Source organism: Tenacibaculum profundicola (assembly GCF_057220795.1).
Map to the genome: position 1 here is coordinate 4,209,619 of NZ_CM170137.1, position 15,599 is coordinate 4,225,217.

A 15,599-nucleotide genomic window follows, 5' to 3' on the forward strand; every position below is an offset into this window, starting at 1 on the left:
CTTAAGCGTTAAAAACTAACCAAAATTAAATGTTACAAGGAAACCATATTTTGTATTTATATCACGTACTAAAGTTTAATGGACCTATTAAGGTCTTTGGGTAAATTTCCTTACAAAGGAATGCCATAATTCATGGGTATATATGGTTTGGACTACCTAGTAACATTGGTTGTTCAATGTTAGTTTTTAAATTAGGGTCTTTAAAAAAGATGATGGTAAAGGGAATAATTGTTGAAATTCCTAGTACACTGAATAGATAATATCTAAATTCTTCATTTCGTAATACCTTTTGAGCCTTGCCTTTTAAATCAAAATAAGTAAGAACAAAATTAGTACCAGAGATAAAGTTAAATATAAAAATTATACACCCTATAGCTGGTACATTGTTGTAAAAATTTAGACTAGCATTTTTATTGAGGATTAATTTCTAGAAGGATATGTACCTATTAAGGCAATAATATAATTAGTTACTAAGTAGGGTTGCATATTATTGTGAGGCTGATTTCCTCCATTATTTGAAACGGTAACACTAGTAGAAGCAGTGTTTAGAGAAACGTCAGGAGTTGCTTGATTAAAGCCCAAAGAAGCATCAGAGCCTCTATCACCAGGTGATCTAGGAGTAGCTATAGATGATCCAGAAGTAGCAGCTGATTGTGTTGAATTTGCTGAGCTTACTTTCATAGTATTTTGTGTTTGGTGGTCATGTGAAGGTATTTCAAGTGTACTTAGCGTATGAAATTCCTGTCTACTTCTTTCTCCTAATATTCTATCAGATAGCCCTGGCCCACGACCTGAACTAACTGCGGTTCTACCACGTAAATTGTACATAAAACAAAATAAAGCTGAGTATTGTGCAATTGGCAATAGTTGCCCTTGACATAATGCCCAACCTCTTGGAGCAAAATTTCCTCCGAATTAAACGATTTGACCTATAATACAGTTTATTTATTATAATTTCGCATAAAAGCATTTGTATAATGATGGTTACTGGTAATTGATTTTATAATTTCGGCATCCATGTCTATAACAAAATTATGTAACCAGTTTTTTACTTCTTTAATAGATTGGAATGCTATATTCTTATAACGAGCTTTTATATATTTCCCGACCTGTTCGCATGGGTTAAGCTCAGGAGTGTGTGGAGGTATTCTTAGTAGAAATATATTCTCTGGGAGAATTATGTTTGTTGTTGAATGAAACCCTGTATTATCAATGACTACTATTTTGTATTGATTGGGTTTGTGTTTGGAGAATTCATATAAATATTTTTCAAAAACCTCACAACTCACATGATCTATTTCGTATACAAAGGAATCACCATCTATTGGAGAATAACTTCCATAGAGGTAAGTGTTTTTAAAAGCTTGTTTAAAATTAACAATAGGAGCAACTCCTTTTACAGTAATCATACTTCCTAAATAGGTCATCAAACCATACCTAGCTTCATCTTGAAAATAAAGGGTTGCCGAAGTATATTTATCTCTATTTAGACTAAGTATAATTTCATTTAGGCGATTAGGTAAGTTTTAAATAATCAGCTTTGGCTTCCTTCGATTTATTAGCATGAGATTTTCGAGGCTGTTTAATTTTAGTTCCGAAAACCTCTATCATGTAATTGCGTAGCCCTTGATATTGAATATCTGGATTATATGTTTCTTTTACCCATTTAAGTGCTTCCCTATAACTTGTGAATCCTTTTCTTGGATCATTTAACCTTTCTGATAAACCTTCATGAATATCTTGCGTAATGTAACGCTTGCGCTTTTGTTTTGACTTACTTACGATAAGCATGTGTGCTAGTCCTTTGTCTTTATAAACCTTAAGCCATAATTCCATAGCTCGAACACTATATCCCAAATGATTGGCAAGTTCTGAACGTTTTTCAAACCGTTCTTCCTTTATATGAATTAAAGATTGGATGCGAAGAATATTCCTTGAATTAATTTGTTTACGAAGCAGAGATCGAAGCTCTAAAACACTTTCTTTAACTTCTAATGTTGATTTTTTTGGCATTCATAAATATACGAAATATTTATGGATAACCTGTATAAGTGGATCCACAATAATAAAGTTTAGAAGTTAATATTTAATTTAAATTTGTAATACACACACAGACAAATCATGAAAATGACCTGCTAATCACTATCTATAAAAAAAGTATGAATATTATGAGTTTAGTATAAAGTGAGTTATTTGTTTCCCTTAAATCAAAAATAATAATAATTTTTTAAATACATAATTTAGTAAAACTTAAGTGATATTTATTTAGTTTTTAAGGGTGTTAATTTTTTACCTGAATTTTAAATCATAAAAGATATTGAGATGTTTTAGCAAATAAAAAGCCTCAAGATTTTTCTTGAGGCTTTATGCTATTATTTATTTAAAATTAAAATCCATCTCCTGGATCCTCAGGGCTTTGTGCCTGTGCTTTTTTAGGATTGAGAAGTAGGTAAGTTCCTATGGCTGTTAAGGCCGTATATTTACCGTAATTTCCTATTTTTTTTAGTGCCTCTTTACGAGTTATATCTGTATGCTTATCTTGTTTTTTCATGTCGCTAGTCATTTTAATTATTTAACAATAAACTTTTTACTAATAATACCTAAGTCTGATGTAACTTTTGCAATGTAAACTCCTGAAGCTAATTGAGGAATGTTTATGGTTGTTACTCCACTAGATGTAAAAGATGTAGTGACAGCTTTCTTACCTAGAATTGAGTACACTACTAATTCAGCTTTTTCGGTTTGCAAACCAGCAACAGTTAATTCATTTTTAGAAGATGTATAGATACTTACATTTTCTAATAATTGATTTACGTTATCCGTATTAAATCTTTCAGAAGATGTATGAATATAGAATTGACCTATACCGTTAGTATCTTTATCAAGAGTAATAGTATAGTTTTCCTTAGATAAATTAGTGAAAACATTATTTATCCTGTCTTCTAAGTATATGTTAATACCTTCTGGTAAGTTAGCACCCTTGACAGATATTTCTATTGATTTTCCCGCTTTAGCTTGAAGTCCAACAGGAACTACCATTTTTTCAAAACCACTATTAGGTAATGTTTGAATTGCTAATTTTTTACCCTTATTATTGGTGATTAATTCAGTAAATATGTTTAAATCAGACCCAGCATCATTAAAAATTTTAGAATCGTATCCATTGTCGAAATCAGTAGTTTTTCCATTTATATAAAATACTTTAGTAGATTTTTTCTCGTCTTTACTGTCAACGAATATTTCAAAGGTAGTATGAGATGTTCCAGAGCCTTTCATAAATGTATCTGTCGTTTGATGACTTTGGTTAGAAGTTTCAAAAGTTACATTATTGTTTCCTGAGGCTTCAACAAAGAACCCCTGACCAGGAGCTAATTCAATAGGAGAAGCAGCATTATAAGTTACATATTGACTACCATCCCATAACCATAGTGTTTCTTCTGTTAATGCTCCTGAGTTGTTAGAAGTAAAGGTAGCAGAATTCACATACGATGTAAATGGATTTCCTAATAAGTTAAAATTGGTTCGAGTCCCAGGTGAGATTGGAATAATAATATTAGAAGTATTCATACTTCCTGAGATAGATAAATTACCAGGATTTGCCAACTTCACCGATATACCAAGTCCATTAGCGATACGAATATTAGAACTTGCTTGCGCATATATCCAGGCAGGACCAGTATTATTTAAGTAATATCCCAATCCTAAATTTCCTCCTGTACCAGAAGCAAGATCATTATTGGCAATTACATCGTCTAGAGTTTCTCCATAAACAGGAGCAGAAACCAAATGCCAATTGGTAGTTGGTAGGTTTCTGTTATAAGTAATAGTTCCATTTACTGAAGCTTGAGCGATAAAAGAAGCACCATTATTCAATGTTATACTGTTAACTGTTATACCAGATGTAGCTGTAGGGTAATTGGTTAACCCATTAGGGATAGTTACATTTCCACCACTATGAGGAACAATATTATTGTTCCAGTTAGAAGTATTATTCCAATTATTGTCAGTATTTCCAGTCCAAGTATATGTGTTGTAATATATGTCTATGTTAAAAGTAGACGAATTTGGACATGTTTCGGCAGTTGTATATGTAACTGTATAATTTCCAGGTGTAGATGTCGAAACATCAATTAGTCCTGTAGAAGCATTTATATCTAAACCTCCTGCTGCTGAAAAGGATCCTCCCGTTAATCCAGTAATGGTGGGAGAAGGGTCGTTGTCTTCTGTAGTGTATGAGGAAGCCCCATAGTTAAAAGAAGCGTCATCTAAAGCATTAATGGTAAGATTAGCCGAAGCTGAATTCGGACATGTTCCAGCGGTTGTATACGTAATAGCATAGGTTCCAGGAGTTGAAGCAGACACATCAATAGTTCCGTTTGAGGCAATCACCAAACCATTGGTAGAAGAGAATGTTCCACCAGGAGTAACAATGCTATTTGGTGATGGGTCAGACGAATCAACGCAGTAAGCCGAAGCGGGATAGCTAAAAGAAGCGTCGTCTAAAGCATTAATAGTCATGTAAACTATAGCGGAATTCGGACATGTTCCAGTTTTTGTATACGTAATAGTATAGGTTCCAGGAGTGGAAGCGGAAACATCGATAGTTCCATTCGCAGCAATCGCCAACCCAGGAGTAGACGAAAAAGTTCCACCAGGAGAAGCAATAAGACTAGGCGATGGGTCCGGCGCATCTACGCAGTAAGCATAAGCGGGATAGACAAAAGAAGCGTCTTCTGCAGTATTCATGGTCACAGATGTTGTTGCTGAATTAGGGCAGTTACCGGCTGTTGTATAAGTAACCGTATGGGTTCCAGGTGCAGAAGCGTAAGTATTAATTCTACCTGTGGTTGAATCTATACTTAAACCTCCTGAAGAAGAAAAAGTTCCACCAGGAGTTGCAATACTGTTCGGGAATGGACTGTAATTATTCGAGCAATAAGTTGCAGAAGCATAACTAAAAGAAGCGTCGTCTAAAGCATTAATAGTAACACTCGTAGTGGATGAATTAGGACATGTTCCAGCTGTTGTATAGGTTACAGTATATGTATTAGGAGTAGATGCCGAAACATCAATAGTTCCGTTCGAAGCAATCACTAAACCAGGAGTTGATGAGAATGAACCTCCCGTTAAACCTGTAATGGTTGGAGAAGGGTCAGAAGCATTACTACAATACGCTGAAGCTCCATAACTAAAAGACGCATCATCTGCAGCATTTATGGTTACACTTGTAGTCGATGAATTAGGACAGGTTCCAGCTGTTGTATAGGTTACAGTATATGTATTAGGAGTAGATGCCGAAACATCAATAGTTCCGTTCGAAGCAATCACTAAACCAGGAGTTGATGAGAATGAACCTCCTGTTAAACCAGTAATGGTTGGAGAAGGGTCAGAAGCATTACTACAATACGCTGCAGCTCCATAACTAAAAGAAGCGTCGTCTAAAGCATTAATAGTCATGTAAACTATAGCGGAATTCGGACATGTTCCAGTTTTTGTATACGTAATAGTATAGGTTCCAGGAGTGGAAGCGGAAACATCGATAGTTCCATTCGCAGCAATCGCCAACCCAGGAGTAGACGAAAAAGTTCCACCAGGAGAAGCAATAAGACTAGGCGATGGGTCCGGCGCATCTACGCAGTAAGCATAAGCGGGATAGACAAAAGAAGCGTCTTCTGCAGTATTCATGGTCACAGATGTTGTTGCTGAATTAGGGCAGTTACCGGCTGTTGTATAAGTAACCGTATGGGTTCCAGGTGCAGAAGCGTAAGTATTAATTCTACCTGTGGTTGAATCTATACTTAAACCTCCTGAAGAAGAAAAAGTTCCACCAGGAGTTGCAATACTGTTCGGGAATGGACTGTAATTATTCGAGCAATAAGTTGCAGAAGCATAACTAAAAGAAGCGTCGTCTAAAGCATTAATAGTAACACTCGTAGTGGATGAATTAGGACATGTTCCAGCTGTTGTATAGGTTACAGTATATGTATTAGGAGTAGATGCCGAAACATCAATAGTTCCGTTCGAAGCAATCACTAAACCAGGAGTTGATGAGAATGAACCTCCCGTTAAACCTGTAATGGTTGGAGAAGGGTCAGAAGCATTGCTACAATACGCTGTAGCTCCATAACTAAAAGAGGCATCGTCTAAGTCATTGATGGTTATGGTTGAACTGGTAGCGTCAGAACACGATCCATTAGTAGTGGTATACGTCATGGTATAGGTTCCTGGGTCAGAGGTAGTAAGGTTTATTTTTCCTGTGGTAATATTCATAGCAATACCAGCAGGTGAGGAAGTAAAAAATCCTCCATACTCCGTAATAGTTGGTGTTGGATCAGAATCGTTTTTGCAATACGTTGAAGCACTGTAGTTAAAAGAAGCATCGATTAAGTTAGTTACATTAACCGTTACTGGGCTACAACTTCCAGGGGTAACACAGTCACCCTCTCCTCGGATATAATAGGTTGTAGTTGTTGTAGGGCTTACATTAAAAGTACCAGTAAAAGTAGTTCCAATTGCAGTACCTCCACATGAACCTTTATAGATATGCCAATTAGTGGCATCATTAAGGTTACCTGTAATATTTAAGTTAGTATTTCCTCCTTCACAAATAGTAGGACTACTCGCGGTTACAGTTGGTATATCGGGATCGTTGCAACGAATAACGTCCCATCTAAATGCATCAAGGGCAAGATAGTCAGCATCTCCGGTTGTGGTTATTATGATTTCGTCAATGCTCGTGTTTGAATTGTCACTTCCTCCTTCTGAAGAAAAATCGATAAATGTAAATCCATTATTCGGGGTAAAAGTGGCTGTATTAGCAAAGCCAGAGGTTTTGGTTATGGTATATTCACTAGACACTAAACCATCTTTTTTACCAGTGATTGTAAGTGTTATACCTGCTGGTGTATATAAAGGATTCCTATTAGAAACAAAGAGATACAAACTTTTAATGGTAATATCGGCTCCGTCGGTTGTTTTAATAGTAAAAGAAGAACCATCTCCCTTAGGCGGGGTTCCGTCACTATTATCAATAAATTGATTATCTGTTGTAGTTCCATTCCATCCACCTCCAGTAAAGGTTTCTACATCATACGTCGTTTCACCAGGTCCGTTAAGAATGGTAAAGTTTTGACCATTGTCTGTGAAAGTGGTGGAAGATCCAGATTCATCTTCGAATGCTTCTGTGGTTTGCGCATGAGTTTTTAAGCTACATAAACTTAAAAAACCAAATGCCCAAAGAAAACAGTAATATCGAAGGTTTGTAGTTCGAGTAATGTTTTGTTTCATGGTGTTTTTTTTGAAATAATGGTGTAATTAATTGTTAGTTGATACACTATTTTTAAGCATTTATAGGTACCCACTTAAATAAGTATTTAAAAAATATATTCTAGTATCAGAACGTGCCCATGCAAGAAGCTGAAAACACGTAATAATTTAAGAATTATGAATATTTCGGTTGACTTGTGATTTAATTCCTTGAAGGATAAGTACCAAACAAAGCAATAATATAATTTATCGCCAAGTAAGGAGCTCTATTCTCTACAGATTGATTACCACCTGTATTTCCAATGGTTAGTGATTGTGAGTTTAAAGAGACATCAGGCGTGCTTTCATTAAATCCATAGGTAGCGTCAAAGCCTCTACCACCAGGTTGTCCAGGGGTTGCAATAGACGATCCAGGAGTTGGAGACTGTATCGTAGAATTCCCTGAGCTAACTCTTACTACATTGGTATGTGTATGACTTGGTAGTTGGTTTGTGTTCAGGATGTTGTATTCAGTTCCACCTCTTTGACCTAATGCGTAAGAAGATAAACCTGGTCCCGCACCTGGGCAAATAGGTGCTCTACCGCGTAAATCTGGTAAAGCAAAAGTGGTTCTGCCATCGCCACCATAGGTGGTTCCTAAAATTGAAAATAAGGCTGAGTTTTGTGCAATAGCAAGTAATTGCCCTTGGCAGAGTGCCCAATCTCTTGGGGCGAAATTACCTGCAAATAAAATAATTTGTCCGATAAATGGATCCATAGTAGTAGGTTTATATAGGTTAACGAAGCTCAAAATACACAATATCTGTTTTTTTAAGATTATACATTCCTTAAGCGTTTTAATTTATTTATTAAGCGTTAGTAATTATTCCTTAAGCGTTAAAAACTAACCAAAATTAAATGTTACAAGGAAACCATATTTTGTATTTATATCACGTACTAAAGTTTAATGGAGCTATTAAGGTCTTTGGGTAAATTTCCTTACAAAGGAATGCCATAATTCATGGGTATATATGGTGCTTTGTTATCTATATGCTAGTTGTAATTGGTGTTTTCAACAGTAATATCGATCTTTAGGTTAAGTTGCACAATCATACCGTATCTTAGGTAAATTCAAACAATAGTGCGATTTACAGATACATATTTCGTATGTGGGTATTGAATTATTTTAAGTTAGTTTAAGGCATAAAACTTTAGCATAGCCAAGCTATGGTTGAGTTTTATAACGCAAAAATAGCTACAAAAGAAATAATAGATGTGCGAAATAGTTATCTGTAAATCGTATAACTGGTATAATAGAGGAAATTCAACGTTAAAATTGTATCATTTATAGACGCTTTGACCATAAACAATTATGGTCGGCAAATTAACATCAGAAGCGGTATTAGAAACACTATTTAACTAATGATTTTTTATACTGGGAAGGGTAATTGGATGCGAATATTTAAAGTTTTTAATAAGGTGTGTTTGCTAATTTTTTCTCCAGAAAAAAGGAGTTAATAAGATTAAAACAGTGAATAATTCTAAACGTCCAATTAACATTAAAAAAGAACAAAACCATTTTGCCCCAACAGATAAATGGGCAAAATTATCAACAGGACTAACACTACCAATCGCTGGACCTATATTTCCTAAAGACGAAGCACATGCTCCTAAAGCAGATTTAATATCTAACCCTAGTAAGGCTAAAACTACGGTACCTAGTATAAAAATTAGCATGTATAAAACAAAGAAAGAAAGGATATTAAAAACAATAGTTTGCTTTACAGCTTTACCATCGTACCTAACAGGAATAATAGCGTTAGGGTGCAACGATTTTTTAAACTCTAAAAAACTGTTTTTAAGCATGATTATATGTCGTACAATTTTCACGCCTCCAGAGGTGGAACCAGCAGATCCTCCTAAGAAAAAAAGGGCAAAGAAAATGGCGGTAATAGAATAGTTCCACATCGTAAAATCAGCGGTAACAAAACCTGTGGTAGTAATCACTGAGATTACTGAAAAAAGAGCATGACGCATCGCGCTTTCTGTTCCTCCTAATACCATTGGATGTTCAATACTGGTTGTTAAGCTAACATCTTGAAAGAAAATAATAGCAATCGCAACAATGAGTGAAATTCCGATAACACTAAAGAAGTAATATTTGAATTCTTCACTTTGAAAAACTCTTTGAATTTTTCCTTTTAAAACAAAATAGGTTAAAACAAAGTTGGTTCCTGCAATAAACATAAATGAAATGATGATATATTGAATTGCAGGCATATGATTCCAATGAGCAATACTGGCATTTTTTGTTGAAAAGCCACCAGTACTAACAGTCGACATAGCATGGTTTATGGCATCAAACCAAGTCATACCCGCCCATTTTAATAAAAAGAATTCAACAAAAGTAAGTAGTACATAAATTAACCACAAGCGTTTTGCTGTATCGGTTATTCTGGGATGTAATTTATCAGCTGAAGGACCAGGAGCTTCCGCCATAAACAATTGCATTCCTCCGATTCCTAATAACGGAAGTATAGCAATGGTAAGCACAATAATTCCCATTCCACCAATCCAGTGCGTAGCACTTCGCCAAAATAAAATTCCTTTTGGCATTGATTCTATATCGGTTAAAATAGATGAGCCGGTTGTTGAGTATCCAGAAATAGTTTCAAAAAAGGCATCAGAAAAATTGGGTATAGTTCCAGATAATAAATAAGGTAGCATACCCGTAAAAGAAAGGATTAACCATCCTAAAGTAACAATTAAGTAGCCCTCTTTTTTTTGAATATTTTTAGTAGTTGGTTTGTTAAAATAGAATAAAAGAAGTCCGAGAGTCACCGTAATGATACCAGCATTCAATATCCCTAGAACCGCATTTTCATTATAATGTAGGCTGAAAGGAATGGCCATCCACATAAATAAGCCATTTAAAGTAGCTGTAATTCCAAGAAAGCGATAAACAAGTTTAAAATTGAGATTTTCCATTAGTTGAATAAATCTTCTACGATTGGTATTGCTTCAGGTAAACAAAATACGATTGCCTTATCGCCACTTTGCAATTGAAAATCTCCAAAAGACATTAACGCTTTTCCATCTCTAATAACACCTCCAATTACGGCTTCTCTAGGGAAACGCAATTCTTTAACTACTTTAAGTGTAACTTTGGCTGTTGGTTGTACTTCAAATTCAAAAACTTCGGCATCTATATTATGTAAATTGGCTAATGCCAAAATTTCTCCCTTACGTATATGTCGAAAAATATTACTCGCAGCAATTAGTTTTTTATTGATTAAGGTATCAATACCAATGGTTTGAGAAATATTAATATAGTCCATGTTTTCAACGAGCGCAACTGTTTTCTTAACACCTTTTGACTTCGCAACCAAACAAGACATGATATTCGTTTCTGAATCGCCAGTAACTGCAACAAAAGCATCCATTTCTCTAATATTTTCTCCTTCAAGCAATTCTAAATCTCGACCATCACCATAAATAACCAGTGTATTTCTAAGATCTTCAGCCAGTTCTAAGGCTTTTTCTTTATTACGTTCAACTAATTTTACTTTAAAATTGGCTTTACATAAGTTTCTAGCAGTTTTTCTACCGATACTACTTCCTCCCAGAATCATTACGTTTTTAATGTCGATATGTTCTTTACCAATAATGGGGTACAACTTATCTATGCTGTAACTAGGAACGGAAAAATAAACTTGATCATTTAACTTATAAACGATATCTCCTCTTGGAATAATGGTTTGAGCAACTCCTTCTCGTTTTATCGCTATGGTAATAAAATCAACCATGCAAAATTTGTCTTTTGCTTGCTTTACGGTTAAATTTAAAATGGGCGATTTGTAACCTAAAGTAGTCCCCATAATATTAAAAACACCGTTTTCAAAAGCCACGGTATCATTGAAAGAAGATTGATTTAAAAGAAGTTTTATTTCCTCGGCAGCTAATTCTTCCGGTGAAATCATAAAATCTACTCCGTAATCTTTAAAGTCAATGGTATCGTTCTGTAAAAACTCAGGATTATTAATTCTAGCAATTGTTTTTTTTACGCCTAACGCTTTGCCTATTACGGAAATCGTAAAGTTGGTGTTTTGACTTTCGGTAACAGCCAGCAACAAATCGGCAGAATCTATCCCTATTTCTTTCAAAAGGTTGATGGAGGTAGCATCTCCTTTCTTGGTAATAACATCCAAGTGGTTATTGATATAATTAAGTTTGTCTCCGTCAAAATCTATAATATACGTATCCTGAGATTCGTAAGATAAAAGTTTAGCCAAATGAAAACCAACGTCTCCAGCCCCGGCTATTATAATCTTCATAGTTAAAGTTAAAAGATAGAATACAAAGATACTATGCTTGTTTGGGTTGTGCAAAAAATGATTTGTATTTATCGGTAAAAGAAAATCAAAAACAGTTATATCAAGATATTGAAGATGAGTTTAGATTTGTAAATGCCTAGAAAGACATACTAATGAAAATTTAGGATATCGAAGGGCTGAAACTAGAACCTTTAGTGTCATCATAGATTTCGAACATATAGAAAATATAACTAAATGAAAACAGCTAAAATGTCGTATCAAAATAGAGAGTTAGAGGGGATTTAAAAACCCTGATAAGTCTCTAGAAAAAAGTAATGCATTCACATTGGGGTCTTGAATATAAATTACATTGGACTTTAGATGTTGCGTTTTTAGAAGATGCCTCCAGAAAAGTACAGAATATGTAGCATAAAACTTTGTAACACTAACCAAAATAGTATTAAACCTACTAAAAATAATAAAGCTCTGAAAACTGGTGTCAAAAGTAAACAACTTAAAACGGCCTAGAGTAATGAATACCTATTGAAAATAGTCAAATTATATTGCGTTTGCGTTGATCTATATATAAATTCATTTCGACGATTGAATAAATATTTTTAACGAATCTAAAAAGATAAAAAAAACTTGAGTAATTAAATTTACCGAAATTTTTAATTTAAAAGCCTATATCATGCGTGTTTTTTGTTGTTTTTTGTTTGTTTTTCTTTCGTTATCGTGTACATTCGACATTAATACACCCGGCAACTCTCAAGATATTAGTTCATCGGGAATTTTCTTAGACATACCTGAAGGTTTTGATTTTAGTACACATAGAAGTGTAGAAATAAAAATTAATGACACAGAAAATCATATAATATATGATGTATATAGTTTTTCAAAAAAAGTCGAGGATCAAGAAAACCTTGACCTCGAATTAGATGAAATTATAGTAAATGGCATTATTTATAAGAAACTATTATCTTCTATGACTCACGATAATACGATACATCATCTAATTAACTTACCATATGATGAAACTACATTGTGTATAGGAAGAAAAGGGAAAGTCGGTTATGAGTATTCAATACATGAAATTAATAACAATCAACTAGTTTATAACTATTCAAATAATAGGGATGGAAATAGAGCCTTAAGTGAAATACTAAAACATGATAAAGATTATCAAGAAACACAACGAAATTCTAGTTCTGTAACTTTTAATTATATGGGAACATACAGTAATTATTGGGGTGTACCAGATTATTTAGTGGCATCAGACGTAATTAGTCAGGGTTTACTTGACGTTGTTTCAAACTCATTACCAAGTGGTAAACCAGTTCCTGTATTTAACCCAGAATATATAGATACGAATGTAGAAACAGATGTAAAGTTCTCAGGAACTACAGATGTATGGGTGACTTTTGTTCATGAAGGTGCAGGTTATATGAATTCTTTGGCATATTATACATACAATGTTAACAATCCTTCTTTTGACATAGAAGATATCAATTCTTTAAATGTTATCTTTCCTAATGCATCTTTACAAGGTTCTGGAGGTGGTCTTTCTGCGGGTAACAAAGTTTATTTGGGGCAGTTTGACGCCGATACGGCTATTGGCTGGGCTATAGTTGCTTATGGTTGGAATCCAAACTTGAATATTGTTTCTCCGAATAGTCCTATTTATTATTCAAACCCTGATTTTAATACAGAGAGCACAGCGTCAAATAGATATCATAATGTGGTCTTAAATGATGAGATAAGAGATCTATTATTAATAGGTTTTGAAGATTTAAATAGAGATAGCCCTTATACTGATCACGATTTTAACGATTTGGTTTTTTATGTAACAGCATCTCCTTACTCTAATGTAATTACTACTAATTATGAGGAGGTCTCTCAATCATCGAGTTCTGACGTTGATAATGATGGTGTTGCGGATGTTGATGATGCTTATCCAAATGATAGTACAAAAGCATTTCAAATATATTCCCCAAGTGCCAGTGGTAAATCAACTTTAGCATTTGAAGATTTATGGCCATCTACAGGAGACTATGATTTTAATGACTTATCATTTAGTTACAGAACATTGGTCATAACAAATGCACAAAATAACGCAGTACAAATTGATTTTGTATGCAATGTTAACACTAGCTATGCAGCATATACTAATGCTATAGGGGTTGAATTAGAAGGAGTTACGCCGAGTCAAGTTCAAAGTGTTTCTGGTGCAAATTACACCGAAAATTATTTAAGTTTTAATGCAAATGGTACTGAATCTGGACAAGACAATGCAGTTATCATTTTTACAGACAATGCTGACAACTTTTTGGATGAAAGAACTGTAAGTATTGTACTAAATACTCCAATTAGTACAGGAATATTGGGATCAGCACCTTTTAACCCATTTATTATTGCAAATAAAGATCGTGGCAAAGAAATACACCTATCTGGTCATAACAAAACCAATCTTGGTGAAAATGGTTCGTATATTACAGGAACAGGTTTACCATGGGGGCTAAGTATAATAAATGATGATTTTAAAGTTCCTAAGGCAGGGGTGTCTATACTAGAAGCCTATAACCATTTTGAAAATTGGGCCATATCTGGGGGAGTTGACTATGTAGATTGGCATAGTAACACAAGCCCTGGATATAGAAATAATGATAAAATTGTAGATTAAGTCTCAACGATTACAGAATCTGTATTGAAAATAATCAAATTGTAATGTGTTTGACCTAGATAAATTTCTACATGTATCTGTTTTTATTTGAAGAAATATTAGCATTTAACTCCTTGATAGATGTGCAAAATGATCAACAGGGCTTGTACTTCCAATTAGGGAAAGCGTAAAGTTGGTATTTTGACTTTCGGTAATAACTAATACGATAACAGATAAATATTTCGCATATCTATTATTTCTTTTGTAGCTATTTTTGCGTTATAAAACTTAACCATAGCTTGGCTATGCTAAAGTTTTATGCCTTAAACTAACTTAAAATAATTCAATACCTATATACGAAATATTTATCTGTTATCGTATAAGAACAAATCGGTAGAATCTATCCCTATTTCTTTCAAAAGGTTGATGGAGGTAGCATCTCCTTTCTTGGTAATAACATCTATTACTGATATAATTAAGCTTGTCTTCCCCAAAATCTAGAATATAAGTATCCTAGGATTTGCAAGATAAAAGTTGAGCCAAATGAAAACCAACATCTTCATAACTAGCGATTATAATCTTCATAATTGAAGTTAAAAGATAGGATATAAAGACACTATGCTTGTTTGGAGTATGCGAAAAATAATTTATATTTATCGTAAAAATAAAATTAGCAAAATGAAAAAGTTATCAATAAAATCTTGGGCACAAGATGATAGACCCCGTGAAAAATTGTTGTTAAAAGGAAAGGATGCTTTATCGGATGCCGAGTTAATAGCTATTTTAATTAGTTCAGGAAATAGAGAGGAGAGTGCCGTAGCCTTGTCAAAAAGAATGTTACAGTCTGTAGGGAATAATTTGAATAAATTATCAAAACTATCGGTAGATCAATTAATGAAGTTTAAAGGCATTGGTGAAGCAAAGGCGATTTCGATTATAACTGCTTTGGAATTGGGGAAAAGACGACATTACGAACGAAAATCGAAGATAGCTACGATAGCTTGTTCGAAAGATGCGTACGAATTAATGTGCCCTTTAGTTGGCGATTTGCACCATGAGGAATTTTGGGTTATTTATTTGAATAATGCAAATGCTGTTTTAGGAAAACAGCAAGTGAGTAAGGGAGGTTTAACCGCCACATTGGTAGACATTCGGTTAGTGTGCCGAAAAGCTATTGAAAATTCATCTGTAGCGATAATACTATGCCACAATCATCCATCAGGTAAATTAAAACCAAGTCCTTCAGATGTTGATTTAACAGAGAAAATGAAACTAGCAGCGAGCACCTTAGATTTAAAATTATTAGATCACTTGATAATTACCGAAAAAGCGTATTTTAGCTTTGCAGATAAAGGGGTTTTGTAATCTTTACGAAAACCGTG

The 15,599-nt window shown here is 34.2% G+C and carries 10 protein-coding genes and 1 pseudogene; 2 read left to right on the forward strand and 9 right to left on the reverse strand.

Annotated features, from left to right (window positions below; genetic code table 11):
* Nucleotides 1-420 precede the first annotated feature (420 nt).
* The 8 genes and pseudogenes from AC2TDS_RS17260 to trkA form a co-directional block, all read right to left on the reverse strand.
* Nucleotides 421-903 (reverse strand): annotated as a pseudogene (locus tag AC2TDS_RS17260) (phage tail protein); the annotation flags it as partial.
* 38 nt (nucleotides 904-941) lie between these two features.
* Nucleotides 942-1,502, reverse strand: coding sequence for a transposase (locus AC2TDS_RS17265; protein ID WP_484738972.1), 561 nt, complete (start codon nucleotides 1,500-1,502; stop codon nucleotides 942-944).
* Between the two features lie 13 nt (nucleotides 1,503-1,515).
* Nucleotides 1,516-2,013 carry a COG3415 family protein gene (locus AC2TDS_RS17270; RefSeq protein ID WP_484736819.1) on the reverse strand — a complete coding sequence of 166 codons (498 nt, stop codon included), beginning with the start codon at nucleotides 2,011-2,013 and terminating at the stop codon, nucleotides 1,516-1,518.
* 373 nt (nucleotides 2,014-2,386) lie between these two features.
* Nucleotides 2,387-2,551 (reverse strand): hypothetical protein, encoded by a 165-nt coding sequence (locus tag AC2TDS_RS17275; RefSeq protein WP_484736813.1) that lies wholly within the window; start codon nucleotides 2,549-2,551, stop codon nucleotides 2,387-2,389.
* A 17-nt stretch (nucleotides 2,552-2,568) separates the two neighbouring features.
* Nucleotides 2,569-7,287 carry a beta strand repeat-containing protein gene (locus tag AC2TDS_RS17280; protein WP_484736820.1) on the reverse strand — a complete coding sequence of 1,573 codons (4,719 nt, stop codon included), beginning with the start codon at nucleotides 7,285-7,287 and terminating at the stop codon, nucleotides 2,569-2,571.
* Between the two features lie 181 nt (nucleotides 7,288-7,468).
* Nucleotides 7,469-8,023: a phage tail protein gene (locus tag AC2TDS_RS17285; RefSeq protein ID WP_484736821.1), complete on the reverse strand. Its 555-nt coding sequence runs from the start codon at nucleotides 8,021-8,023 to the stop codon at nucleotides 7,469-7,471.
* Nucleotides 8,024-8,733: 710 nt separating this feature from the next.
* Nucleotides 8,734-10,233, reverse strand: a complete 1,500-nt coding sequence (locus AC2TDS_RS17290; RefSeq protein WP_484736822.1) for a TrkH family potassium uptake protein — start codon at nucleotides 10,231-10,233, stop codon at nucleotides 8,734-8,736.
* Nucleotides 10,233-11,579 (reverse strand): Trk system potassium transporter TrkA, encoded by a 1,347-nt coding sequence (trkA, locus tag AC2TDS_RS17295; protein WP_484736823.1) that lies wholly within the window; start codon nucleotides 11,577-11,579, stop codon nucleotides 10,233-10,235. The genes AC2TDS_RS17290 and trkA overlap by 1 nt, the downstream gene beginning before the upstream one ends.
* A 670-nt stretch (nucleotides 11,580-12,249) precedes the next feature.
* Between trkA and AC2TDS_RS17300 the strand changes: the two genes are divergently transcribed.
* Nucleotides 12,250-14,238 (forward strand): LruC domain-containing protein, encoded by a 1,989-nt coding sequence (locus tag AC2TDS_RS17300; protein ID WP_484736824.1) that lies wholly within the window; start codon nucleotides 12,250-12,252, stop codon nucleotides 14,236-14,238.
* A gap of 344 nt (nucleotides 14,239-14,582) precedes the next feature.
* On the opposite strand, the gene AC2TDS_RS17305 is transcribed toward AC2TDS_RS17300, so the two are convergent.
* Nucleotides 14,583-14,711 (reverse strand): hypothetical protein, encoded by a 129-nt coding sequence (locus tag AC2TDS_RS17305; RefSeq protein WP_484736825.1) that lies wholly within the window; start codon nucleotides 14,709-14,711, stop codon nucleotides 14,583-14,585.
* Nucleotides 14,712-14,895: 184 nt separating this feature from the next.
* Between AC2TDS_RS17305 and radC the strand changes: the two genes are divergently transcribed.
* On the forward strand, nucleotides 14,896-15,582 hold the full coding sequence (gene radC / locus AC2TDS_RS17310; protein WP_484736826.1) for a RadC family protein: 687 nt from the start codon (nucleotides 14,896-14,898) through the stop codon (nucleotides 15,580-15,582).
* Nucleotides 15,583-15,599: the final 17 nt, after the last annotated feature.

Coding starts and splice junctions, on each gene's coding strand:
- AC2TDS_RS17270 (WP_484736819.1), bottom strand. CDS start 2,013: ATGCCAAAAAAATCAACATTAGAAGTTAAAGAAAGTGTTTTAGAGCTT.
- AC2TDS_RS17275 (WP_484736813.1), bottom strand. CDS start 2,551: ATGAAAAAACAAGATAAGCATACAGATATAACTCGTAAAGAGGCACTA.
- AC2TDS_RS17280 (WP_484736820.1), bottom strand. CDS start 7,287: ATGAAACAAAACATTACTCGAACTACAAACCTTCGATATTACTGTTTT.
- AC2TDS_RS17285 (WP_484736821.1), bottom strand. CDS start 8,023: ATGGATCCATTTATCGGACAAATTATTTTATTTGCAGGTAATTTCGCC.
- AC2TDS_RS17290 (WP_484736822.1), bottom strand. CDS start 10,233: ATGGAAAATCTCAATTTTAAACTTGTTTATCGCTTTCTTGGAATTACA.
- trkA (WP_484736823.1), bottom strand. CDS start 11,579: ATGAAGATTATAATAGCCGGGGCTGGAGACGTTGGTTTTCATTTGGCT.
- AC2TDS_RS17300 (WP_484736824.1), top strand. CDS start 12,250: ATGCGTGTTTTTTGTTGTTTTTTGTTTGTTTTTCTTTCGTTATCGTGT.
- radC (WP_484736826.1), top strand. CDS start 14,896: ATGAAAAAGTTATCAATAAAATCTTGGGCACAAGATGATAGACCCCGT.